At 61.5% G+C, this 22065-nt stretch carries 18 protein-coding genes; 6 read left to right on the top strand and 12 right to left on the bottom strand.

What is annotated here, in order from left to right; genetic code table 11:
- Positions 1–164: 164 nt before the first annotated feature.
- The 3 genes from holA to leuS all read right to left on the bottom strand — a co-directional run bounded on the left by holA (position 165) and on the right by leuS (position 4542).
- Positions 165–1202, bottom strand: a complete 1038-nt coding sequence (gene holA / locus PSH90_RS23145) for a DNA polymerase III subunit delta (RefSeq protein ID WP_041477726.1) — start codon at positions 1200–1202, stop codon at positions 165–167.
- Between the two features lie 39 nt (positions 1203–1241).
- Positions 1242–1847: an LPS assembly lipoprotein LptE gene (gene lptE / locus PSH90_RS23140; protein ID WP_073475660.1), complete on the bottom strand. Its 606-nt coding sequence runs from the start codon at positions 1845–1847 to the stop codon at positions 1242–1244.
- 88 nt (positions 1848–1935) lie between these two features.
- Positions 1936–4542 carry a leucine--tRNA ligase gene (gene leuS, locus PSH90_RS23135; RefSeq protein WP_305381592.1) on the bottom strand — a complete coding sequence of 869 codons (2607 nt, stop codon included), beginning with the start codon at positions 4540–4542 and terminating at the stop codon, positions 1936–1938.
- 255 nt (positions 4543–4797) lie between these two features.
- Between leuS and PSH90_RS23130 the strand changes: the two genes are divergently transcribed.
- On the top strand, positions 4798–5121 hold the full coding sequence (locus tag PSH90_RS23130; protein WP_024014441.1) for a hypothetical protein: 324 nt from the start codon (positions 4798–4800) through the stop codon (positions 5119–5121).
- Between the two features lie 104 nt (positions 5122–5225).
- The gene (locus PSH90_RS23125) at positions 5226–5987 is read left to right on the top strand and encodes a YdcF family protein (RefSeq protein ID WP_150742306.1); all 762 of its coding nucleotides are present in this window, start codon (positions 5226–5228) and stop codon (positions 5985–5987) included.
- Between the two features lie 116 nt (positions 5988–6103).
- On the opposite strand, the gene lnt is transcribed toward PSH90_RS23125, so the two are convergent.
- The 5 genes from lnt to miaB all read right to left on the bottom strand — a co-directional run bounded on the left by lnt (position 6104) and on the right by miaB (position 11578).
- A complete protein-coding gene (gene lnt / locus PSH90_RS23120) occupies positions 6104–7627 on the bottom strand; it encodes an apolipoprotein N-acyltransferase (protein WP_150742305.1) in 1524 nt (507 codons plus the stop codon).
- A gap of 14 nt (positions 7628–7641) precedes the next feature.
- Positions 7642–8481, bottom strand: coding sequence for an HlyC/CorC family transporter (locus tag PSH90_RS23115; protein WP_024014438.1), 840 nt, complete (start codon positions 8479–8481; stop codon positions 7642–7644).
- 5 nt (positions 8482–8486) lie between these two features.
- Entirely contained in the window at positions 8487–8981 is a 495-nt protein-coding gene (gene ybeY / locus PSH90_RS23110) for an rRNA maturation RNase YbeY (RefSeq protein WP_016773042.1), read from the bottom strand.
- The gene (locus tag PSH90_RS23105; protein ID WP_016773043.1) at positions 8974–9966 is read right to left on the bottom strand and encodes a PhoH family protein; all 993 of its coding nucleotides are present in this window, start codon (positions 9964–9966) and stop codon (positions 8974–8976) included. The genes ybeY and PSH90_RS23105 overlap by 8 nt, the downstream gene beginning before the upstream one ends.
- A 283-nt stretch (positions 9967–10249) precedes the next feature.
- Entirely contained in the window at positions 10250–11578 is a 1329-nt protein-coding gene (gene miaB, locus PSH90_RS23100; RefSeq protein WP_041477732.1) for a tRNA (N6-isopentenyl adenosine(37)-C2)-methylthiotransferase MiaB, read from the bottom strand.
- Between the two features lie 132 nt (positions 11579–11710).
- Between miaB and PSH90_RS23095 the strand changes: the two genes are divergently transcribed.
- Positions 11711–12040 (top strand): DUF1820 family protein, encoded by a 330-nt coding sequence (locus PSH90_RS23095; RefSeq protein WP_016773045.1) that lies wholly within the window; start codon positions 11711–11713, stop codon positions 12038–12040.
- Between the two features lie 187 nt (positions 12041–12227).
- On the opposite strand, the gene PSH90_RS23090 is transcribed toward PSH90_RS23095, so the two are convergent.
- From PSH90_RS23090 to PSH90_RS23075, 4 genes are all read right to left on the bottom strand, one after another.
- Entirely contained in the window at positions 12228–12782 is a 555-nt protein-coding gene (locus tag PSH90_RS23090) for a tetratricopeptide repeat protein (protein WP_041477733.1), read from the bottom strand.
- Between the two features lie 224 nt (positions 12783–13006).
- Positions 13007–14290 carry a glutamate-1-semialdehyde 2,1-aminomutase gene (hemL, locus tag PSH90_RS23085; protein ID WP_258603764.1) on the bottom strand — a complete coding sequence of 428 codons (1284 nt, stop codon included), beginning with the start codon at positions 14288–14290 and terminating at the stop codon, positions 13007–13009.
- A gap of 15 nt (positions 14291–14305) precedes the next feature.
- The gene (gene thiE, locus PSH90_RS23080; RefSeq protein ID WP_041477735.1) at positions 14306–14929 is read right to left on the bottom strand and encodes a thiamine phosphate synthase; all 624 of its coding nucleotides are present in this window, start codon (positions 14927–14929) and stop codon (positions 14306–14308) included.
- Between the two features lie 18 nt (positions 14930–14947).
- Positions 14948–15745, bottom strand: coding sequence for a hydroxymethylpyrimidine/phosphomethylpyrimidine kinase (locus PSH90_RS23075; protein ID WP_256810293.1), 798 nt, complete (start codon positions 15743–15745; stop codon positions 14948–14950).
- Between the two features lie 475 nt (positions 15746–16220).
- Between PSH90_RS23075 and PSH90_RS23070 the strand changes: the two genes are divergently transcribed.
- From PSH90_RS23070 to amn, 3 genes are all read left to right on the top strand, one after another.
- A complete protein-coding gene (locus PSH90_RS23070; protein WP_305381590.1) occupies positions 16221–18572 on the top strand; it encodes a hybrid sensor histidine kinase/response regulator in 2352 nt (783 codons plus the stop codon).
- Between the two features lie 95 nt (positions 18573–18667).
- Positions 18668–20317, top strand: coding sequence for an acyl-CoA dehydrogenase family protein (locus PSH90_RS23065; RefSeq protein ID WP_305381589.1), 1650 nt, complete (start codon positions 18668–18670; stop codon positions 20315–20317).
- A 182-nt stretch (positions 20318–20499) separates the two neighbouring features.
- Positions 20500–21999 (top strand): AMP nucleosidase, encoded by a 1500-nt coding sequence (gene amn / locus PSH90_RS23055; protein ID WP_016773051.1) that lies wholly within the window; start codon positions 20500–20502, stop codon positions 21997–21999.
- The last annotated feature ends 66 nt before the right edge of the window (positions 22000–22065 follow it).

Raw genomic sequence — 22065 nt, 5'->3', positions numbered from 1 at the left:
GGTGGTTTTGCGCCGGGAATAATCTGCCGATGTGGCGCATCTGTCCAGTAGCTCATGCGTAGGAATATTCTGGCGCTTTCGCGAGCAGGCTCGCTCCCACATTGGTACGCGGTCAGCTGTGGGAGCGAGCCTGCTCGCGAATGGACGCTACGCGGTCGACTGCCTTATTCGGCAGGCAAAGACAATCGCTGGCCAGCCATCAACAGCGCCAACCGACTCAGGCTCATCCACGGTGAACCCGCCGCCTGGCCCTTGATCTGCGCATCGATGCGCTGCGCTTCAAGTAGTAACTGCGCCCAGCGTTGCGCCGAGTAACGTTGCAGCGCCTTGCTCATCAGCGGCTTGCGCTTGTCCCAGACGGGCGGTTTCGACTGGCTGAAGCATTTGTCCAGTGGCGTGCCCTGACTGTATTGCAGGGAGATGTTGGCCAGCAGGCGCAACTCCCGCGCCAATGCCCAGAGAATCACTGGCGGCTCGACGCCTTCGCCGCGCAGGCCCTCAAGCATGCGCAACGCGTGCGCCGGTTCGCCGTTGAGCACCGCGTCGGTCAGGCCGAACACGTCAAACCGGGCACTGTCGGCCACGGCGGCCTGCACGGTTTCGACGGTGATCTGCCCACCTTCGGCCATCAACTTGAGCTTTTCGATTTCCTGGGCGGCGGCGAGCAGGTTGCCTTCGACACGCGCGGCAATCAATTCGACCGCGTCCTGACTGGCCGACAGGCCTGCCTGGGACAGGCGCTGACGAATCCAGCTCGGCAGCTGATTGGCATCCACCGGCCAAATCTGCACGAACTGGGTCTGTTGGCCTTCGACCAGTGCCTTGCCCCACTTGGTTTTCTGCGCGCTGCCATCGAGCTTCGGCAAGCTGATCAGCAGAACCGTGTCTTCCGCAGGACGTGAGCAATATTCGATCAGCGCGGCGGCGCCTTTGTCGCCAGGCTTACCGGACGGCAGGCGCAGTTCCAACAGGCGTTTTTCGGCGAACAGCGACATGCTTGCGCCGGCCTGCAGCAACGTACCCCAATCGAAATTGGCGTCGGCGGCGAAGACCTGACGTTCGTCGAAACCTTGCTGGCGAGCAGCGGTGCGGATGGCGTCGGCGGCTTCCTGACACAGCAACGGATCATCGCCGCTGATGATGTAGACCGGCGCAAGTGCGCCTTGCAGGTGTTTGCCGAGTTGCGCGGGAGCGAGCTTCATAAGAAAGGGCGAGCGGGGCGCCTGAGCGCCCCGGCCGTCTTACTGCTGCGGGATTTCGAGCGGCGACTGACGCGGAGTTTCCGCCTCAGCCTTCTGCGCCGCTTCCAGCGCATCGGCTTCAGCCTTGGCGCGGTCGTTGGCGGTTTGCTGCAGTTGCTGCAACTGGCCCGGGGTCAGCTGCGACAGGCGCAGCATCATGCGCTGCACCAGCTCGCGACGGATTTCATGACGGGCGTCGTTGGCTTCCTGATCGGAGCCGACGAGGTTGTTGCCGTCGTGAATGAACACCTTCTGCACTTCGAGCTTATCGCTAAGCAGGGACAGGTCTTTGTCGCCGCGGATGTCATAGCTCAGCACAGTGTTGACCTGATACTCGCCTGTGCGCCCGGCACCGGCATAGCTGAGGATGCGCTGGCTTTCCTGCTCGTCAGCCAGATACAGCTTGTACGGCGCGCCGCTGTAAACCTTGACGCCGCTGGACTCCAGCGTCTGACGCAGCTGTCTTACGGTTTCGCCATAAGCGTTACGCGCGCTCAGGTCGATTTCCTTGATCGACAGTTCGTTGGTGCCGGTACCACGCAACTGGAAACCGCAGGCGCTCAGCAGAACGGCGAGGCCCATCACCAGCAGATTGCGTTTGATCATTGTGTTGCTCCCCTTGAAACCAGGTGAGCCGACTCTGCGGCCCGAAAGGTTTTACTGGGTGCCAGGCGAGCCCGGCACCCGATCCAATTTAGCTGGCGACGATGTTGACCAGTTTGCCCGGCACCACGATCACTTTGCGAATGGTCAGGCCATCGACGAAACGCAGCACGTTCTCGTTGATGCGCGCGGCGGCTTCGATCTCTTCGCGAGTGGCACTGGCCGGCATTTCGATCTGCCCGCGCAGCTTGCCGTTGACCTGAATGACCAGGGTCAGGTTGTCCTGCACCAAGGCACTTTCGTCCACGGCCGGCCAGCCTGCATCGATCACCGCATCGGCGTGACCCAACTGCTTCCACAGTTCATGGCTGATGTGCGGGGTGATCGGCGCCAGCAGCAGGGTCACCGCTTCCAGACCTTCGTGCAGCAGCGCGCGGTCCTGTTCGGTGCCTTGGGCGGCTTTTTCCAGCACGTTCATCAGCGTCATTACCTGGGCGATGGCGGTGTTGAATTTGTGGTTCTGGCCGACGTCATGGCTGGCCTGCTTGATCGCCAGGTGAATCGCACGACGCACGGTTTTCTGCTCGTCGCTCAGTGCGGCGATATCCAGTTTGCCCGGCAAGCCCTGGGTGACGTGGGCTTGCGCCAGACGCCAGACGCGCTTGAGGAAGCGGTGCGAGCCTTCTACGCCGGAATCGGACCATTCCGCGCTCATGTCAGGCGGCGAGGCGAACATCATGAACAGACGGCAGGTGTCGGCACCGAACTGGTCGATCATCGACTGCGGGTCGACGCCGTTGTTCTTCGACTTGGCCATCTTCTCGGTACCGCCGATTTCCACCGGCAGGCCGTCGGATTTCAGCTTGGCGCTAATCACCTTGGCTTTGCTGTCACGCTCCAGTTCCACGTCCGCCGGGTTGAACCAGGTGTAAGCGCCATTGGCTTCGCGACGATAGTAAGTCTCGGCGATCACCATGCCCTGGGTCAGCAGGTTCTTGAACGGCTCGTTGGAGCTGACCAGACCTTCGTCACGCATCAGCTTGTGGAAAAAGCGCGCGTAAAGCAGGTGGAGAATGGCGTGTTCGATACCACCGATGTACTGATCCACCGGCAGCCAGTGATCGGCTGCGGATTTCTCCACCAGGCCACCTTCAAAGTGCGGCGAGGCGTAGCGGGCGTAGTACCACGACGACTCGACGAAGGTATCCATGGTGTCGGTTTCGCGCTTGGCCGGCGCGCCGCATTTCGGGCAGCTGCATTCGTAGAACTCGGGCATGCGCGCCAGCGGCGAACCGGCGCCGTCCGGCACCACGTCTTCCGGCAGAACGACAGGCAGTTGATCTTCCGGCACCGGCACGTCGCCGCACGTGGCGCAGTGGATGATCGGGATCGGGCAGCCCCAGTAGCGCTGGCGGCTGATGCCCCAGTCGCGCAGGCGGAACTGGGTGCGCGAGGCGCCCAGTTGTTTCTTGATCAGGGCCACTTCCATGGCGTCGAACGCGCCGGCGAAGTCGAGGCCGTCAAAGTCGCCGGAGTTGATCAGCGTGCCGTGCTCGCCATAGGCGTCCTGCCACGGCGCCGGGTTGGTGTCACCGGAGCTGGTGCGTACCACCGATTTCACCGGCAGGTTGTACTTGTGCGCGAACTCGAAATCGCGCTCGTCGTGCGCCGGAACCGCCATGACCGCGCCGTCGCCGTAATGCATCAGCACGTAGTTGGCGACCCATACCGGGAGCTTTTCGCCGGTCAGCGGGTGCTCGACGAACAGGCCGGTCGGCAGGCCTTTCTTTTCCTGGGTGGCGACATCGGCTTCAGCGACGCTGCCGCCCTTGCATTCAGCGATGAACGCTTGCAGCTCGGGATTGTTCTGCGCGGCCAGGGTGGCCAGCGGGTGCTCGGCAGCGACGGCGACGTAGGTCGCGCCCATCAGGGTGTCCGGACGGGTGGTGAAGACTTTCAGGGTGCCGGCTTCGCCGATCGAATCGACGTTGTACGGGAACTGCACTTCCATGCCACGGGACTTGCCGATCCAGTTGCGCTGCATGGTCTTGACCTGTTCCGGCCAGCCAGTCAGTTCGTCGAGGCTTTCCAGCAGCTCGTCGGCGTAAGCGGTGATCTTGAAGTAGTACATCGGGATTTCGCGCTTTTCGATCAGCGCCCCGGATCGCCAGCCACGGCCGTCGATGACTTGCTCGTTGGCCAGAACGGTCTGGTCGACCGGGTCCCAGTTCACGGTGCCGTTTTTACGGTAGATCACGCCTTTCTCGAACAGGCGCGTGAACAGCCATTGTTCCCAGCGGTAGTAGTCCGGCTTGCAGGTGGTCACTTCACGGGACCAGTCCACCGCGAGGCCGAGGCTGCGCAGCTGCGACTTCATGTAGGCGATGTTCTCGTAGGTCCACTTGGCGGGCGCTACGTTGTTTTTCATTGCGGCGTTTTCCGCCGGCATGCCGAACGCATCCCAACCCATTGGCTGCAGAACATTCTTGCCCTGCATGCGCTGGTAGCGCGAGATCACATCGCCAATGGTGTAGTTGCGCACGTGGCCCATGTGCAGCTTGCCGCTGGGGTAAGGGAACATCGACAGGCAGTAGTAGGTTTCCTTGCCTGGCTGTTCACTGACTTCAAAGGACTTTTGCTCATCCCAGAACGACTGGGCGGCGGCTTCGATCTCACGTGGCTGATATTGTTCGTGCATGGCTACTTTTGTACTGGATAGGGGTGGCCTAATCCTCTTCGACGGCAGCATCCGGGATGGCCCGGGTGCGCTGGAAGTGGAATGACAGGAAGCGCCGTAGCATACATGACCGCGCTTGGCCGAGGGAAACCCTGATTACAGCTGTTTGCCCGACCTTTTGGACGACGAGGGCCGTTGGTCGCGGCGTGTAGCCGGTTCGTGCAGCGAAGCTAAGCTCTAATTGGGGAGTGAGTCTTATCTTCAATGAGGTGAGGGATGGTGGAGCAACGGAAAAAGAACGTAACGAAACCCGAGTTGTATGAAAGGTTGATCGATCGTCTGGGCATGGCGCTGGACGCCGTGAAAACCGCTGACCGGCTGCGCGACGAGCGCCCCCTGGAACTGGAATTGCGTGGCTTGAGCCCCGCCGAGTTCAAACTGGTCAAGGCCTATCTGGATCGCAGTGAACGTGAAACGCAGGGATGCCTGTCTCAAGCAGTGAAGCAACTCGATGCAGCACATTCGGCCAAGGTCATCTGGCTCAAGGACAAGGCGCCGCGCAGAGACACCGGCAAGGTGCGCTCTGTACAGGCCAAGTAAGCGCATGGCAGGTCATGAAACGGATCTTTTGCAACCGGATCCGGCCTACTGGTTGTAACTCGTAATCAACACTCTTAGGCTTCGGGCATCTTTGGAGATGCCCGATGCCCTTTCGCTATTTCATCAAACAACTTTTATTGCCGCCCGGCATTCTTTTGCTGCTGTTGCTGGTCGCCTGGTGGCTGCGCCGCTCGCGGCCACGCCTGGCTGGCGTGTGTTTTGCCGTCGGTTTTGGTGGCCTGCTGCTGATGAGCCTGCCGGTGGTCGTGCAGTGGAGCGCCAAGGCGCTGGAGCGTGAGCCGCCGCTGGCGCGGTCAGAGTGGACGACCCTGGCGCAACGTGCCGATGCGATTGTGGTGCTGGGCTCGGGACGCGAGCGCGGTGACATCGCCTGGGGCGAAGACCAGCCGACCGGCATCGGACTGGAGCGGCAGCGTTACGCGGCGCGCCTGGCCAAAGCCTCGGGCCTGCCGATTCTGACCAGCGGTGGCCTGCACTACGGCACGCCCCCGACCGAAGCGAAGTTGATGGCAGATTCGTTGCGTGATGATTTCGCCGTGACGGTGCGCTGGCAGGAAGGCGAGAGTCGTACCACATGGGAGAACGCGAAGATGACGGCAGATATCCTCTTGCCGCAGGGGATCAAGCGGGTCGTCGTGGTGACGCAGGCGTGGCACATGCCGCGCGCGGTGTGGAGCTTTGAGCAGGCGGGTTTCGAGGTGGTGCCGGCGCCGGTGGGTTTCCTCGGTACCGATAACGCCCGGCCGTTTGGCGGCTGGTTGCCGGAATTCAAGTCGATCTGGCAGAGCGGGCAATTGCTCAATGAAGCGGTGGGGCAGGTGGGGTATTCGTTGTTTTACCGCTGAAGATCATTGTGGCGAGGGGATTTATCCCCGATGGGGCGCGTAGCGGCCCTTCTCTTACCTTCAGAAGAGGGGACTGCTGCGCACTCCAGCGGGGATAGATCCCCTTGTCACATTTCTCAGAGGGTCTTCGACATCCGGCTGGCCATCAGCGCCCAGCCAAACAGCAGCAGGCACAACGCGATCAACGGCCACGAGCGCCATTGCAGATAAGGCGTCAGATCGTGCATCGGTACCACTTCGCCGTACAGCACGCCTTGTTCGAACTGCGGAATCTGTTCGGTGATCTGCCCAAACGGGTTGATCAGGCCGGTGACGCCATTGTTGGTCGCGCGGATCATCCAGCGTCCGGCTTCCAGCGCGCGCATCTGCGCCATCTGTAAATGCTGCAGCGGGCCGATCGACGTGCCGAACCAGGTGTCGTTGCTGATCGTCAGCAGCAGGTCGCTGCGTGCCGACAGCCCGGCGGCGAATTCCGGATAGACCACCTCGTAGCAGATGAACGGTGCAATCTGGTAACCCTTGGCTTGCAAGAGCGCTTGATCCGACGGGCCGCGGGCGAAGTCCGACATCGGCAGGTCGAAGAACGCGATCAAGCCGCGCAACACGTCCTGCAACGGCACGTACTCGCCGAACGGCACCAGTTTCTGCTTCAGGTAAGTACCGTCGCCTTCGCCGACCACGGTGATGCCGTTGAAGAAGCGCCGCTCGTGATGCACGGTCTGGCGGATCGGCACGCCGGTGATCAACGCCGACTTACGCTCGGCGGCGAAGTTGCCCATCATCGTCAGGTAGCCCTCGGCGGACTCCTTCAACACCGGCACGGCGGTTTCCGGCCAGATCAGCAGATCGACCGGTTTGGAGCGGAAGCTCAGATCACGGTACAGCGCCAGTTGCGCGTTGAGTTCGGCCGGGTCCCATTTCATGCTTTGCGCGACATTGCCCTGAATCGCGGCGACCGTCAGCGGTGCGCCGGACGGGCTGGTCCACGCGTGGCCCTTGAGGGCAATGCCCGCCACCCAAGGCCCCGCCAGAAGTACCAGACCGGCCGCGATGAAACCCTTGCGGCGCGCCTGCAACAAGCGCGGCGCGTTGTAGATCAGCGCTGCGGTCAGTGCCAGAACAAACGAGACCAGCCACATGCCGCCCACCGGCGCGAGCCCGGCCAGCGGGCCGTCGAGCTGGCTGTAACCGGAATAAAGCCATGGGAAACCGGTGAGGAACCAGCCGCGAAAGGCTTCCTGGCCGACCCACAACGCCGCAAACGCCAAGGCATCCGCCAGCGGTGCTTCGTTACGCCGCAACCAGCGCGCCCACAGCCACGCGGGCAGGGCGAAGAACCAGGCAATCGCCGCGGTGAACAGCAGCATCAGGAACCCGGCGAGCAACACCGAAGCGCCGCCGAAATGATGAATGCTGTAATAGATCCAACTGGTGCCGGCACCGAACAGGCCGAAGCCGAAGCACCAGCCACGGCCGAGCGCCTGACGCGGGCTCAGCTCACGCAAACCGGCATAGAACAGACCAACCGCCAGCAATGCCAGCGGCCAGATGTCGAACGGTGCGAGAGCGAATGTGGTGATTGCACCGGCCGCCACGGCCAGCAGGTTACCGGGCCAGCCGGGGCGGGTTGTCCAGCGCATTTCAGTCCTTAGAATTAACGAGCGATAGGCGTCAGTCGCAGCAAATGAATCCGACGGCTGTCGGCGTTCAGGATGCGGAAACGATAAGCGCCGATTTCAGTGGTTTCGTTGCGTTTTGGCAAGTGCCCGAACGCGCTCATCACCAGGCCGCCGACGGTGTCGAATTCGTCGTCGGAGAACTCGCTGTCGAAGAACTCATTGAAGTTCTCGATCGGCGTCAGCGCCTTGATCAGGAAATCACCGCTGGGCAGCGGCTTGATGTAGCTGTCTTCTTCGACGTCGTGCTCGTCCTCGATGTCGCCGACGATCTGCTCGAGCACGTCTTCGATGGTCACCAGACCGGCCACGCCGCCGTATTCGTCGATGACGATGGCCATGTGGTTGTGATTGGCGCGGAATTCACGCAGCAACACGTTCAGACGCTTGGACTCCGGCACGAAGGTGGCCGGGCGCAGCAGGTCCTTGATGTTGAAGCTGTCGCCGTTCTCCTTGAGGATCAGCGGCAGCAGATCCTTGGCCAGCAGTACGCCCATCACGTCGTCATGGCTTTCGCCGATGACCGGATAGCGCGAGTGGGCCGAGTCGACTACGGCGGGGAGGAATTCGCGGGGTGTCTGGGTCGCCTTGATGCTGACCATCTGCGAGCGCGGCACCATGATGTCGCGCACTTGCAGGTCAGCCACCTGGATGGCGCCTTCGACGATGGCCAGCGCTTCGCTGTCCAGCAGTTTGTTCTGATGTGCATCACGCAGCAGCTCGAGGAGCTCCTGACGGTTCTTCGGCTCGTGGGCAAAAGCCTGGGTCAGTTTACCCAGCCATGACTTCTGCCCGTTGCTCGATCGATCTTCGCTCATAGCGATTACTCTGAATCCTTTGTTGTAACGATGGGGGAGTGTTCGGTTTCGTCGTCCGCGTACGGATCGGGATAGCCCAGTTCAGCAAGCAACTCGCGTTCCAGCGCTTCCATTTCTTCGGCTTCGTCGTCATCTATATGGTCGTAACCCAGCAGATGCAAGCAGCCGTGAATGACCAGATGTGCCCAGTGGGCCTTTAGTTCCTTGCCCTGCTCGGCGGCTTCGCGTTCGACCACGGCCACGCAGATCACCAGATCGCCGAGCAGCGGGATATCGAGAAACTCGTCAGGCACTTCCGCCGGGAACGACAACACGTTGGTCGCGTAGTCCTTGTGGCGCCAGGTGTGATTGAGCTCGCGGCCTTCTTCCTCGTCGACCAGACGAATGGTCATTTCCGAATCAGCGCTGCGCTGGCGCAGGGCCAGTTCGCACCACTGGCGGAACTCGGCTTCACTCGGCGCGCTGGCCTCGGTGGCGATTTGCAGATCCAGCTCAAGCATCGCGCGAGGCTTCCTTCGCGGCTTCGGCACGGGTTTCGAAGCGCTCGTAGGCCTCGACAATCCGCTGCACCAACGGGTGGCGCACGACGTCTTTGGGCTGGAAGTGGGTGAAGCTGATGCCCGGCACGTCTTTGAGCACTTCGATCACATGGTGCAAGCCGGACTTGGTGCCGCGCGGCAGGTCGACCTGGGTGATGTCGCCGGTGATCACGGCGGTGGAGCCGAAGCCGATCCGCGTGAGGAACATCTTCATCTGCTCGACGGTGGTGTTCTGGCTTTCGTCGAGAATGATGAAGCTGTTGTTCAGCGTACGACCGCGCATGTAGGCCAGCGGCGCGACTTCGATCACCTGTTTCTCGATCAGCTTGGCGACGTATTCGAAACCGAGCATTTCGTACAGCGCGTCGTAGAGCGGGCGCAGGTACGGGTCGATCTTCTGCGACAGGTCGCCGGGCAGGAAGCCGAGTTTTTCCCCTGCTTCTACCGCCGGACGCACCAGCAGGATGCGGCGGATCTGCTCGCGCTCCAGCGCATCTACCGCGCAGGCCACGGCCAGATAGGTCTTGCCGGTACCGGCCGGGCCGATGCCGAAGTTGATGTCGTTGCCGAGGATTTCCTTCACGTAGCGCTGCTGATTCAAGCCGCGCGGGCGAATCATGCCTTTCTTGGTGCGCAGGGCGACGGTCGCTTCGGCAGGGGCCGGGTTGTCGATATCTGCTGATTCCTGAATGAACAGGTGCACCAGGTCTGGCGACAGCTCGGTACCCTTGGTTTCCCGGTACAGGCGGCGCAGCAGGTTTTCCGCGGACGTGGTGAGTTTTGGATCGCCTATCAACTCGAACTGGTTTCCGCGATTGCGGATCTCGATGGCCAGGCGCTGTTCGATCAAGCGCAAATGCTCGTCGAATTGCCCGCACAGATTGGCGAAGCGGCGAGCCTCAAAAGGCTCGAGGAGAAAACGATGTGGTTCGATGGGTGCGTTCAAGGTCGTATTTAGCCGCCCTGGGGCAATTAGGATGAAATCAAGGATAACGCCAGTGGCCTGGGTGCGAAAGCTCTTAAATATCGACGCTGCTTTCGAACCCATTCTCTGTGGCTGGCGGGGTCATTTGTGGTGAGGGGATTTATCCCCGATGGGGCGCGAAGCGGCCCTGAAACCATTATCAGAGGTGTATCAGATCACCCGGATTGCAGGTTTTGGGTCGGCTGCGCCAACCATCGGGGATAAATCCCCTCACCACAGAAGCCCCATCCACAATGCGATGGTGTTATTGAACCAGCGAACCACGCAGCGAGTGCGGTTGCGCGGCGTCGATGTGCACATCGGCGAACTGGCCGATCAGGGTGGGATTGTCGCAGCGGAAGTTGACGATACGATTATTCTCGGTGCGGCCCTGGAGCTCGCCCGGGTCTTTCTTCGAATAATCGGTCACCAGAATGCGCTGGATCGAGCCGACCATTTGTCGGCTGATCTCGAAGCCCTGCTGATTCAGACGATGTTGCAGCGCGTTCAGACGTTCTTTCTTCAATTCTTCCGGCGTGTCATCGGCCAGATCGGCAGCGGGCGTGCCCGGGCGCTGGCTGTAGACGAACGAGTAGGAGAAATCGAAGCCGACATCGGCAATCAGCTTCATGGTCTGTTCGAAGTCTTTCTCGGTTTCACCGGGGAAGCCGACGATGAAGTCCGAACTGATGCAGATCCCCGGCACGGCAGCGCGCAGTTTGCGCAGTTTGGATTTGTACTCCAGCGCCGTGTGGTTGCGCTTCATTGCTGCGAGAATCCGGTCCGAGCCCGACTGCACTGGCAAGTGCAGGTGCTTGACCAGTTCCGGCACTTCGGCGTGGGCCTGGATCAGGCTGTCGGAGAACTCCAGCGGGTGCGACGTGGTGTAGCGGATGCGGTCGATGCCATCGACAGCGGCGACCACGCGGATCAGTTCGGCCAGGTCGGCCAGGCGACCGTCGTGGGTCTGGCCGCGATAGCCGTTGACGTTCTGCCCGAGCAAGGTCACTTCACGCACGCCGTGTTCGGCAAGGTGAATGATTTCCGCGATCACGTCGTCGAACGGCCGGCTGACTTCTTCACCACGGGTATACGGCACCACGCAGAAGGTGCAGTACTTGCTGCAACCTTCCATCACTGACACATAAGCGCTCGGGCCGTCGATACGCGGCTCGGGCAGGTGGTCGAATTTTTCGATTTCCGGAAACGAGACGTCGACCTGCGGCAGCTTGCTGCTGCGCGCGGCGTCGATCATTTCCGGCAGACGGTGCAGGGTCTGCGGGCCGAACACCACGTCAACGTAGGGAGCGCGATCGCGGATCGCCGCGCCTTCCTGACTGGCCACGCAACCGCCGACAGCGATGACCATATCCGGGTTGGCCAGCTTCAGTTCGCGCCAGCGGCCGAGCTGCGAGTACACCCGGTCCTGGGCGCGTTCGCGGATCGAGCAGGTGTTGAGCAGAATCACGTCGGCGTCTTCCGCGCGAGCCGTGACTTCCAGGGCCTGATGTTCGCCCAGCAGATCGACCATGCGCGAGCTGTCGTACTCGTTCATCTGGCAACCGTGGGTTTCGATGTAAAGCTTCTTGGCCATGGATTCGGGTCGTCACGTGATTCAAAGAACCGCGCATTATAGGGAACAAGCCGTCAGGTTCCTACCGCTGTGCGTCCGGTGGCTATGCTATAGTTCGCGCCCTCATTTTTACCCCGATGTTATCCGCCCGCCATGACCAAACGCGAAGCTCCAATCTACAAGGTGATTTTCCTCAACCAGGGCCAGGTGTTCGAAATGTACGCCAAGCAGATCTATCAAAGTGATCTGTGGGGTTTCCTGGAAGTTGAAGAATTCGTCTTTGGCGAGCGTACGCAAATGGTCGTCGATCCGAGCGAAGAAAAGCTCAAGGCGCAATTCGAAGGCGTGGTGCGCAGCTTTGTGCCGATGCATTCGATCGTGCGCATCGATGAAGTGGAACGTCTGGGCACGCCGAAAATCAGCGAGGCCCGGGGCGCGGTCGGCAATGTCATGCCGTTTCCGATGCCGATGCCTGAGAAGTAACAGCAGATTCTGGGAATGAGTTTGTGGTGAGGGGATTTAGCGAAACGTCGCACCGCCCCGTTGCGCTGCGAAGCAGTCGCAGCTCCATTCAGCAAGGTGTGTCAGACAGAATCGGGTTGCAGGTTTTGGGGCCGCTTCGCAGCCCAACGGGGATAAATCCCCTCGCCACAGGTAATCTCCACAGCCTTTAGGGCAGTGGTGAAAACGGCGTACGCCCATCGGCGTTCTGCAGTTCCATCAGGTATTTGCGGAAAATCTGCCCGAGCACCTGAGTGGCGGTTTCGAGATCTTCGCGGGACATCTTTTCCGAGACTTCGTCGGCCGTGTCCAGCGCCTCTTCGGCACCGTTGACCGCTGCCATCTTCAGCACGATGTAGGCCTGGATATTGTTGGCCTGCACACCTTCACCGTGGAAGAACATGCTGCCGAGCTTGTATTGCGCCTGGGCGTGGCCTTGCAGCGAGGCCTTTTCGAAATAGCTCAGGGCTTGATTGAGGTCGCGCGGCGCGTTCTTGCCGTCGTAGTAGAACTCACCCAACTCGTATTGCGCTTGCGCGTCCCCTTCGTCCGCCGCTTTCTGGCAGGCGGCCAGTGCCTGCGTGACGTCTTGCGGCTGAGTATTGAGGGTGCAACGACCCATCGCCGGGATCAACAACGAGTTGCCGCCTGCTTGTGCATGCGCGAGCAGGGGCTGAAGGAGCAACAGGCAGCCCAATGCAAGGGTGCGGCCGGTGCGGTTCATGGGAATCGACTTACCTCTGAAGGGCACGCGGACCCGTCGAGGGATCCAATAAGCGCGCATTATGAAATAAGCAGGGCCAACCTTACAAAGTCTTTACTCGTTTTTCTGCTGCGTGGGGAATATATCGCCCGATTCGGGCAGGATTTTCGCAGGCACGTCGGAAAAACCGAGCGGATGTAGGCGAAAGCTGACGCTGGCCATAGCCAACGTCAGCGGTACGGCGATTATTTCAATGCGGCGAAGGCGCGCTCGGCGGCGTCCAGTGTCAGTTGCAACTCGGCTTCGCCATGGGCGATCGAGGTGAAACCGGCTTCGAAAGCGCTCGGCGCCAGGTACACGCCACCTTCCAGCATCAGGTGGAAGAAGCGACCGAACATTGCTGCGTCGCTGGCCATCACGTCGTCGAAGGTGACGATGTCGTCGGCGCCGCTGAAGTACAGACCGAACATGCCGCCGGCCTGAGTGGTCACGAACGGGATGCCCGCAGCATCGGCACGCTGCTGCAGACCGTCGAGCATGCGCGCGGTGTAGTCGGTCAATTCGGCGTGGAAACCCGGGCGGCTGATCAGACGCAAGGTCGTCAGGCCGGCAGCCATCGCCAGCGGATTACCCGACAACGTACCTGCCTGATACACCGGACCGAGCGGGGCGATGCGCTGCATGATCTCGCGCTTGCCGCCGAAGCAGCCCACCGGCATGCCGCCGCCGATGATCTTGCCGAACGTGGTCAGGTCCGGCGTCACGCCGTAGTGCGCCTGGGCACCGCCGAGGGCGACGCGGAAACCGGTCATCACTTCGTCAAAAATCAACACCACGCCGTGCTTGTCGCACAGCGAACGCAGGCCTTCGAGGAAGCCCGGCGCTGGCGGCACGCAGTTCATGTTGCCGGCGACCGGCTCGACGATGATGCACGCCACCTCTTCGCCCACTTCGGCGAGCATCGCTTCAACCGCGTCGATGTCGTTGAACGGCAGGGTCAGGGTGTGTTTGGCGAACGCTGCAGGCACGCCGGCCGAGCTCGGTACGCCCTGGGTCAGAGCGCCGGAACCGGCCTTGACCAGCAGGCTGTCGGAGTGGCCGTGGTAGCAGCCTTCGAACTTGATGATGCTGTCGCGACCGGTGTAACCACGGGCCAGTCGGATCGCGCTCATGGTCGCTTCGGTGCCGGAGCTGACCATGCGCACCATCTCCATCGACGGCACCAGCGAGCAGACCAGATCGGCCATCTCGGTTTCCATCGACGTCGGTGCGCCGTAGGACAGGCCGTGTTGCAGCTGATTGCGCACCGCGTCGAGCACGTCCGGATGGCTGTGGCCAAGGATCATCGGCCCCCACGAACCCACGTAATCGACATAACGCTTGTCATCTTCGTCGGTGACGTAAGCGCCTTCGGCGTGTTTGAAGAACAGCGGGGTGCCGCCAACGCTCTTGAACGCGCGCACCGGCGAGTTAACGCCGCCAGGGATGTGTTTCTGAGCATTGGCAAACAGGGTTTCGGAACGAGACATGATCGGGCTCTCAAATCAGATTTTCAGAAGTTCGTTGAAGGCGCGGGCGCGGCGGGTCACTTCGGCGCTGCTCTCGGCGCCGAACAAACCGTGGATCACGGCGAGCAGATCGACACCGTGCTCGACCAGTGGCGCGGCGTTATCGAGGGTGATGCCGCCGATCGCGCAGACCGGCAAGTGCAGCGTGCGCTTGGCTTCGTCGAGCAAGTCGAGGCTGCAGCTTGGTGCACCGGGTTTGGTGGTGGAATTGAAGAAGCGGCCGAAGGCGACATAACTCGCACCTTCTTTAGCGGCTTGTTCGGCCAGAGCGATTTGCCCGTGGCAGGTCGAACCGATGATCGCTTTCGAACCGAGCAGGGCGCGGGTCGGCGACAGCGGGCCGTCGGTCTGGCCCAAGTGCACGCCAACGTTGAGGCGCGCGGCCAACTCGGCGTCGTCGTTGATGATCAACTGCGTTTTATAGCGCTCGCACAAGTTGCGCAGCGTTTCGGCCTCGCGCAGACGGCGGGCCTCGTCGCTGCTCTTGTCGCGGTATTGCAGCAGGGTGACGCCGCCGTCGAGCGCCGCCTCCACGTAAGACAGAAACTTGCCGGCCAGCAACTGGCTGTCGGTAATGGCATACAGGCCACGTAGTTTCATCGGGCAGACCTCACGACGTTACGAGCAGAAATCCAGCGGCAGGCGACGCGGCACGAACTGGCCTTTGCCCAGTTGTTCGGCATCGCGCAAAGTGCGCCAGGTGTAATCCAGCGCACTGCGCACGGCACTGGCCAGGTGTTCGCCCTGAGCCAGGCGACCGGCGAGGGCGCTGGCCAGCGTACAACCGGAGCCGTGATAGCTGCCCGGCAGGCGCTGGCAGATAAAGGTTTCGCGCAGGCCGTCGCGGCTGTACACGCGGTTGTGGATTTCAGTTTCGTCGCCATGGCCGCCGGTGATCAGCAGGTTTTTGACAAATGGCAGGAGTTTTTCTGCGCACTCGTCGGCCGTGCCTTCGGGCAGTTCGGCGAGGATGCGCGCTTCAGGAAGATTGGGGGTAGCAATGATCGACAGCGGCAGCAGACGCTCGCGCATCGCATAGCCGACCTCGTCCTTGCCCAGGCGTCCGCCGCCGCCGGCACGCAGCACCGGGTCGCAGACCACCGGCAGATGCGGGTGCGCCGAGAGCAGTTCGACGACCGTGTCGACCATCTCCAGCGAACCGAGCATGCCCAGTTTCACTGCGGCGACTTCGGAGTCGTTGAGCACGGCGTTGGCCTGGGCCAGTACCCATTCACGGTCGAGGACGCGGAAGTCACTGACGTTGACGGTGTCTTGCACGGTCAGGGCGGTGACGGCCGGAGCCGCATGGCAACCCTGCGCGAGCAAGGCTTCGATATCTGCCTGCAAGCCGGCGCCACCACTGGGGTCGTGGCCGGAGAGACAGAGGACAACGGGGCGGGAGCTGTAGATATTCATGGTGCGCGAGCTTACCACCAAAGCTGATTTTGGGGTTCAGTACTCACGGTGTTTGCGAGCAGATTGTCGGACAACCCCGCAGTCTTTATTTGGAGCACATTTGTGGCGAGGGGATTTATCCCCGTTGGGCTGCGAAGCGGCCCCAAACCCTGCAATCCGGTTCTTTCTGACACACCTCGCTGGATGGACTGGCGACTGCTTCGCAGCCGAACGGGGATAAATCCCCTCGCCACAATTGGTCATCTATCAAGGAGGCTGTCGTCGCGAGTTGACCAACCCAACAGCTCTATCTCGGTGCTTTGCCCTGGAACGCCCGTTCTAGAGCCGTTGTAGGAAAAATTTCCATGGTGCTCAATGGCCATCAACGGCTATGCTAGGCTGGATCCAAACAATCACAGGTAATACCGGTTTTACGTCTACTCAAAGGGAATGGGGGGCTTCCTGACACAACCGGACGAGCCACGCTGGGGCTTCAATGCGCTATTTGCTGATGTTGCTGTTCTGCTTGCCCCTCATGGCGAGCGCTGTCGAATTCGACGAATTCACCCAGAGCCTGCCACTGGGCCGATCGCTGCAAGTGTTCGAAGACCCGAGCGGTCAGGCGACGATTGCCGACGTCCGCGCGCAAGATGCCGCCGGCCAGTTCAAAGCTCACGACAAAGCCACGCTCAATGCCGGTTACTCGCGTTCGGCGTTCTGGCTGAAGATCGACCTGCATTACCGCCCGATCAACCCGGCCGCCCAGCGCACCTGGCTGCTGGAACTGGCGTATCCGCCGCTTGATCACCTCGATCTGTACTTGCCTGGCGCCAACGGCGAATACCGACTGGTGCGCCAGACCGGCGATGCCTTGCCCTTCGCCAGTCGCGAGATCCGCCAGAACAACTACCTGTTCGACCTTCCCTTCAAACCGGATCAACAGCAGACGCTGTACCTGCGACTGGCCAGCGAAGGCTCGATCCAGGCGCCGGTGACGTTGTGGTCGAGCAGCGCATACCTCGAAGACCAACCGGTGCGCCTGTATGTACTCGGCATCATTTATGGCGTGCTGCTGGGGATGCTGGTCTACAACCTGTTCATCTACTTGAGCGTGCGCGACACCAGTTACCTCTATTACATCTTCTATATCGGCTCGTTCGGCCTCTATCAATTGTCGGTCAATGGCGCGGCGGTCGAGTATTTCTGGCCGGACAACCCATGGTGGGCCAACGCCGCGACACCGTTCTTCATCGGTTGCGCCGGTCTGTTCGGCAGCCAGTTCGCCCGCAGTTTCCTGCAGACCAAGACCCACAGCCCCTGGCTGGATCGCTTGCTGATCGGCCTGATTGCCTTCAGTGCGCTGGTGATCGGCCTGTCGCTGATGACCAGTTACGCCCTGGCCCTGCGCCTGGCGACCACACTGGCGCTGACCTTCACCGTGGTGATCTTTGCCGCCGGGATTCTTGCCTGGTGGCGCGGCCTGCGGGTGGCGCGTTACTTCATCATCGCCTGGTCGGCATTCCTGCTCGGCGGCATCGTCAATACGCTGATGGTGCTGGGCCTGCTGCCCAACGTGTTCCTGACCATGTACGCCAGCCAGATCGGCTCGGCCATCGAGGTGGCGCTGCTGTCGCTGGCGCTGGCCGACCGCATCAACGCGATGCGCGAACAACAGGCGCAGACCTTGTTCGACGCCGGGCAGAAACTCGAAGTGCTCAACCAGCAACTGGCTCACAGCAACAAGCTCAAGGATGAATTCCTCGCGACGTTGACCCACGAACTGCGCACGCCGATGAACGGCGTGATCGGTTCGCTGGAGCTGATGCAGACCGTCGACCTCAATCCCGAGCTTGAGCAATATCAACAAACCGCCGCCGGTTCTGCTCGCGACATGATGCGCATGGTCAATGGCATCCTCACGCTCACTGAATTGCAGGCCGGCAAACTCAAGGCGACGCCGGGCAGTTTCAGCCTGCGCGCAGTGGTCGAGGCGTTGCGCGTGCAGTTCGAAGGTAATGCAGCGAGCAAGTCGCTGGACTTCAAGGTCGAGGTGCTGCCGACCCTGCCGGATCGCTTGCTCGGCGACAGCGCGAAACTGGCGCAGTGCCTGGAATGCCTGCTGGACAATGCGATCAAGTTCACCCGCGTCGGCGGGCTGGCGTTGCGCGTTACCGGGCGGCCGTCGGCGGATGAGCGCATGGCGCTATCGTTCGCGGTGATCGACACCGGTATCGGTTTCACTGATCTGGGCGAGGCGACCCTGTATCAGCGTTTCTTCCAGCTCGACGGCTCGATGACTCGCGAATACGGCGGCCTGGGGGTGGGTCTGGCGATCTGTCGGCAACTGGTCGAATTGCTCGGCGGCAAACTCACCCATCGTTCCGAGCCGGGACGCGGCAGCCGCTTCCAGCTCGATGTCGAATTCGAACTGCCGGTGATCGAAGCGCCTGCGGATCAGCCGACCCGCGATTGCATTCGTGCGCCGCAGGACTGCACGGTGCTGCTGGTGGATGACAACAGCGTCAATCAACTGGTCATGCGGGGCATGTTGCTCAAGCTCGGTTTTCGCGTGCGCAGCGCTGACAACGGCGCCGCCGCGCTGGACTGCCTGCAACGGGAAAGCTTCGATGCAGTGCTGATCGATTGCCAGTTGCCCCGCCACGAAGGCGCATCGCTGTGCTGCCGGATCCATGCATTGCCGGGCTGTGCGCACTTGCCGGTATTCATGCTGGCGCTGGGTGCGGATCGCGAGCAATGCGCCCCGGGCGCGCCTATCGACTATCTGCACAAACCGGTCAAATTCGAGGATCTGCAGGCTGCATTACAGCGCCGCGTGCTCAGTTGCTGATGGGGTAAAAGCGCCGCAAAAACGGCGTCTATGACACTTTGTTCAAAAAAGCACCAGTGCTTAACTGGTGCCATTGCTGAACACGGAGCGCCGTCATGAACCTGCATCAGTTCGCCGAAACCCACGAAGTCACCAATCAGCCGCCGTCGCTGGACGGCACCAACCTGTACCGCATCGATCTGCCGTTACAGGAGTGGTCGCGGCGTTTTGGCGCCGGTTGGGCCGAGTCGCGCATCGATGCCTATGGCGCACTCGCGGGTGGGCCTTTGATGGAAGCGGGGTTTCTCGCCAACCAGAACAAACCGGTGTTTGCCAGCCATGATCGCTACGGCCATCGCATCGATCTGGTCGAGTTTCACCCGGCCTACCACGAGCTGATGCGCACCGCGATCGAACATGGCCTGACCTCGCTGCCTTGGGCACACCCACAGGACGGCGCACATGTCGCCCGCGCGTCGATGACCTACCTGCACAGCCAGGCCGAGGCCGGCAGTGGTTGCCCGCTGACTATGACCTTCGCCAGCGTGCCGGCCCTGCGCTTGCAGCCGGACCTGGTCGAACAGTGGCTGCCGAAAGTCCTCGCCACCGACTACGACCCGCGCAACGTCGGCATGGCGCACAAGGCTGGCGTGACCATCGGTATGGCGATGACCGAGAAGCAGGGCGGCACCGATGTCCGCGCCAACACCACCAAGGCTTATCCGGTCGGCGCCAGTGGTCCGGGTCAGGCTTATGAACTGGTCGGGCACAAGTGGTTCTGCTCGGCGCCGATGTGCGACGCCTTCCTGACATTGGCGCAAACCGACAAGGGCTTGAGTTGCTTCCTGCTGCCGCGCCATCGCCCGGACGACACGCGCAATCAGTTCTACATCCAGCGTCTGAAAAACAAACTCGGCAACCAGTCCAACGCCTCCAGCGAAGTGGAGTTTCGTGGGGCGCTGGCGTGGATGATCGGCGAAGAAGGGCGCGGCGTGCCGACCATTATCGAAATGGTGGCGATGACCCGCTTCGATTGCATGGTCGGCTCCAGCTCGCTGATGCGTCAGGCGCTGACCCAGGCCAGTCATCACTGCGCGCACCGCAAGGTCGGCGGCAAACTGCTCAGCGAGCAGCCGCTGATGCAAAACGTGCTGGCCGATCTGGCGCTGGAGAGCGAAGCCGCGCTGGCCCTGAGTCTGCGCATGGGCAAGGCGCTCGATCATCTGGATGATCGCCACGAAGCGCAATTCGCGCGGCTGGTGACGGCGGTGGGCAAATACTGGATATGCAAACGTGCGCCAGGAATGATCAACGAGGCCGCCGAATGCATGGGCGGTGCTGGATACGTCGAGGACAGCATCCTGCCGCGCCTGTACCGCGAAGCGCCGGTGAATTCGACGTGGGAAGGGTCGGGGAATGTGCAATGTCTCGACGTGCTGCGCGCATTGTCAAAAGAACCGGGCGTGCTCGATGTGCTGTTCAGCGAACTGGGCGACGGCCATGGCGACAAGCGTCTGGCCGCACATATCCAGCAGTTGCAGGCGCAATTCAAGGACACCAGTGAAATTCAGTATCGAGCGCGGCAACTGACTGAAGACATTGCGCTTGGGTTGCAGGCCAAGCTTCTGTTGGAGGCGGGGAATTCGGCGGTCAGTGATGCTTTCATTGCCAGCCGCCTGAGCGGTGGCGGTCGCGTCTACGGCGGGTTGCCGCGTGGGCTGGACGTCGAAGCCATCGTCGCACGCTCGACCCCTCAGCTTTTCTGACCCACGTCATATCCCCCCTGTGGGAGCGAGCCTGCTCGCGAAAGCGGTGTGTCAGTCGACATCTTTATTGGATGATCCACCGCATTCGCGAGCAGGCTCGCTCCCACAGAGGACATCATTGGTCTGCAGATTTAAGTGTCGCCACAACGCCACTGTTCCCGTGCGTCCACGATGCAGGCAAGATGAAGCTCTGCAAGTCAGAACACAGGAAGCTGATCGTGACCGAAGCGTTTATTGTCGTTCAAACCGCCGAACAAGCCGTGGATCGTCTGGCCGAGCTGCATGAGCGGGCCACCACTGCGCTGAATTCTGCCCTCAAGCGTTACCTCAAGGACCGCGTCGAACCCGACGCCGAACAGCGTGCCCTGTTTCGTTATCCCGAACTGCGTCTGACCTACCACTGCCAGGGCGAAGTGCCGCAGACCACCCGCGCTTACGCCAAGGTGCAGTTGCCGGGCACTTACAGCGTCACCGTCACCCACCCGGCGGCGTTTCGCAAATACCTGCTCGAACAACTGACGCCGTTGATGCACGACTTCACCGTGACCGTCGAAGTCGGCGTCAGCCAGCAGAACATTCCTTATCCGTACGTGGTCGAACAGGGCGATGAACTGGCCGGTTCCGGCGTCACTGCGGCGGTGCTGGCGCGGGTATTCCCGAGTACCGATCTGTCCGCCGCTACCGATGGCATTGCCGACGGTCTCTACGACTGGGAAAACACCGATCCGCTGCCACTGGCACTGTTCGACGCCGCGCGCGTGGACTTCTCGCTGCGCCGTCTGGTGCATTACACCGGCAGTGACTGGCGCCATGTGCAGCCGTGGATTCTGCTGACCAACTATCACCGCTACGTCGACCAGTTCATCGTTCATGGTCTGGAGCAGTTGCGCCGCGACCCGCGTTTCGTGCGCATGGTCCTGCCCGGCAACGTGATCATCGAGAAGAGCATGGACCACGGCGAAGCCTCGGCGATTGCCGCCGGTGTGGTCTGGCACCGTTACCAGATGCCGGCCTATCACCTGATCGCCAGCGATGGCCACGGCGTGACGCTGGTGAATATCGGTGTCGGCCCGTCCAACGCCAAGAACATCACCGATCACCTGGCCGTGCTGCGCCCGCATTGCTGGCTGATGATCGGCCACTGCGGCGGCCTGCGTCAGTCGCAGACCATCGGCGATTACGTGCTGGCCCACGCCTACATGCGTCGCGACGGCATTCTTGATCGTGTGGTGCCGCCGAATATTCCCATCCCGGCACTGGCCGAAGTGCAGCTTGCTCTGCAGCAGGCGGCGGCGAATGTCACCGGCGAGAAGGGCGACGACCTGAAAAAACGCCTGCGCACCGGCACGGTCCTGACCTACGACGACCGCAACTGGGAACTGCGCTGGGCTCAGGAGCGGCCGCTGATCAACCTGTCCCGCGCGGTTGCGGTGGACATGGAAAGCGGCACGATTGCAGCGCAGGGTTATCGCTTGCGGGTGCCGTACGGCACGTTGCTCTGCGTTTCGGACAAGCCGCTGCACAGCGAAATCAAACTGCCGGGCTCGGCCAACGCCTTCTATGAACGCGCGGTCAGCCAGCATTTGAAAATCGGCATCGAAGCGGTGGATCTGCTGCGTACCGAACTCAACTCGCTGCACTCGCGCAAGTTGCGCAGCTTCGACGAGCCGCCATTCCGTTAACGGTTAGTCGTGGTCATTTGGCGGTCGGGGCACTAGCATTGTCAGCCCTGATCGCTAAATGTTCTG

Source organism: Pseudomonas sp. FP1762 (assembly GCF_030687105.1).
GTDB lineage: Bacteria > Pseudomonadota > Gammaproteobacteria > Pseudomonadales > Pseudomonadaceae > Aquipseudomonas > Aquipseudomonas siliginis.
Note: the sequence above shows the minus strand (reverse complement) of the source record. Positions and strands in the feature narration are given on the sequence as shown.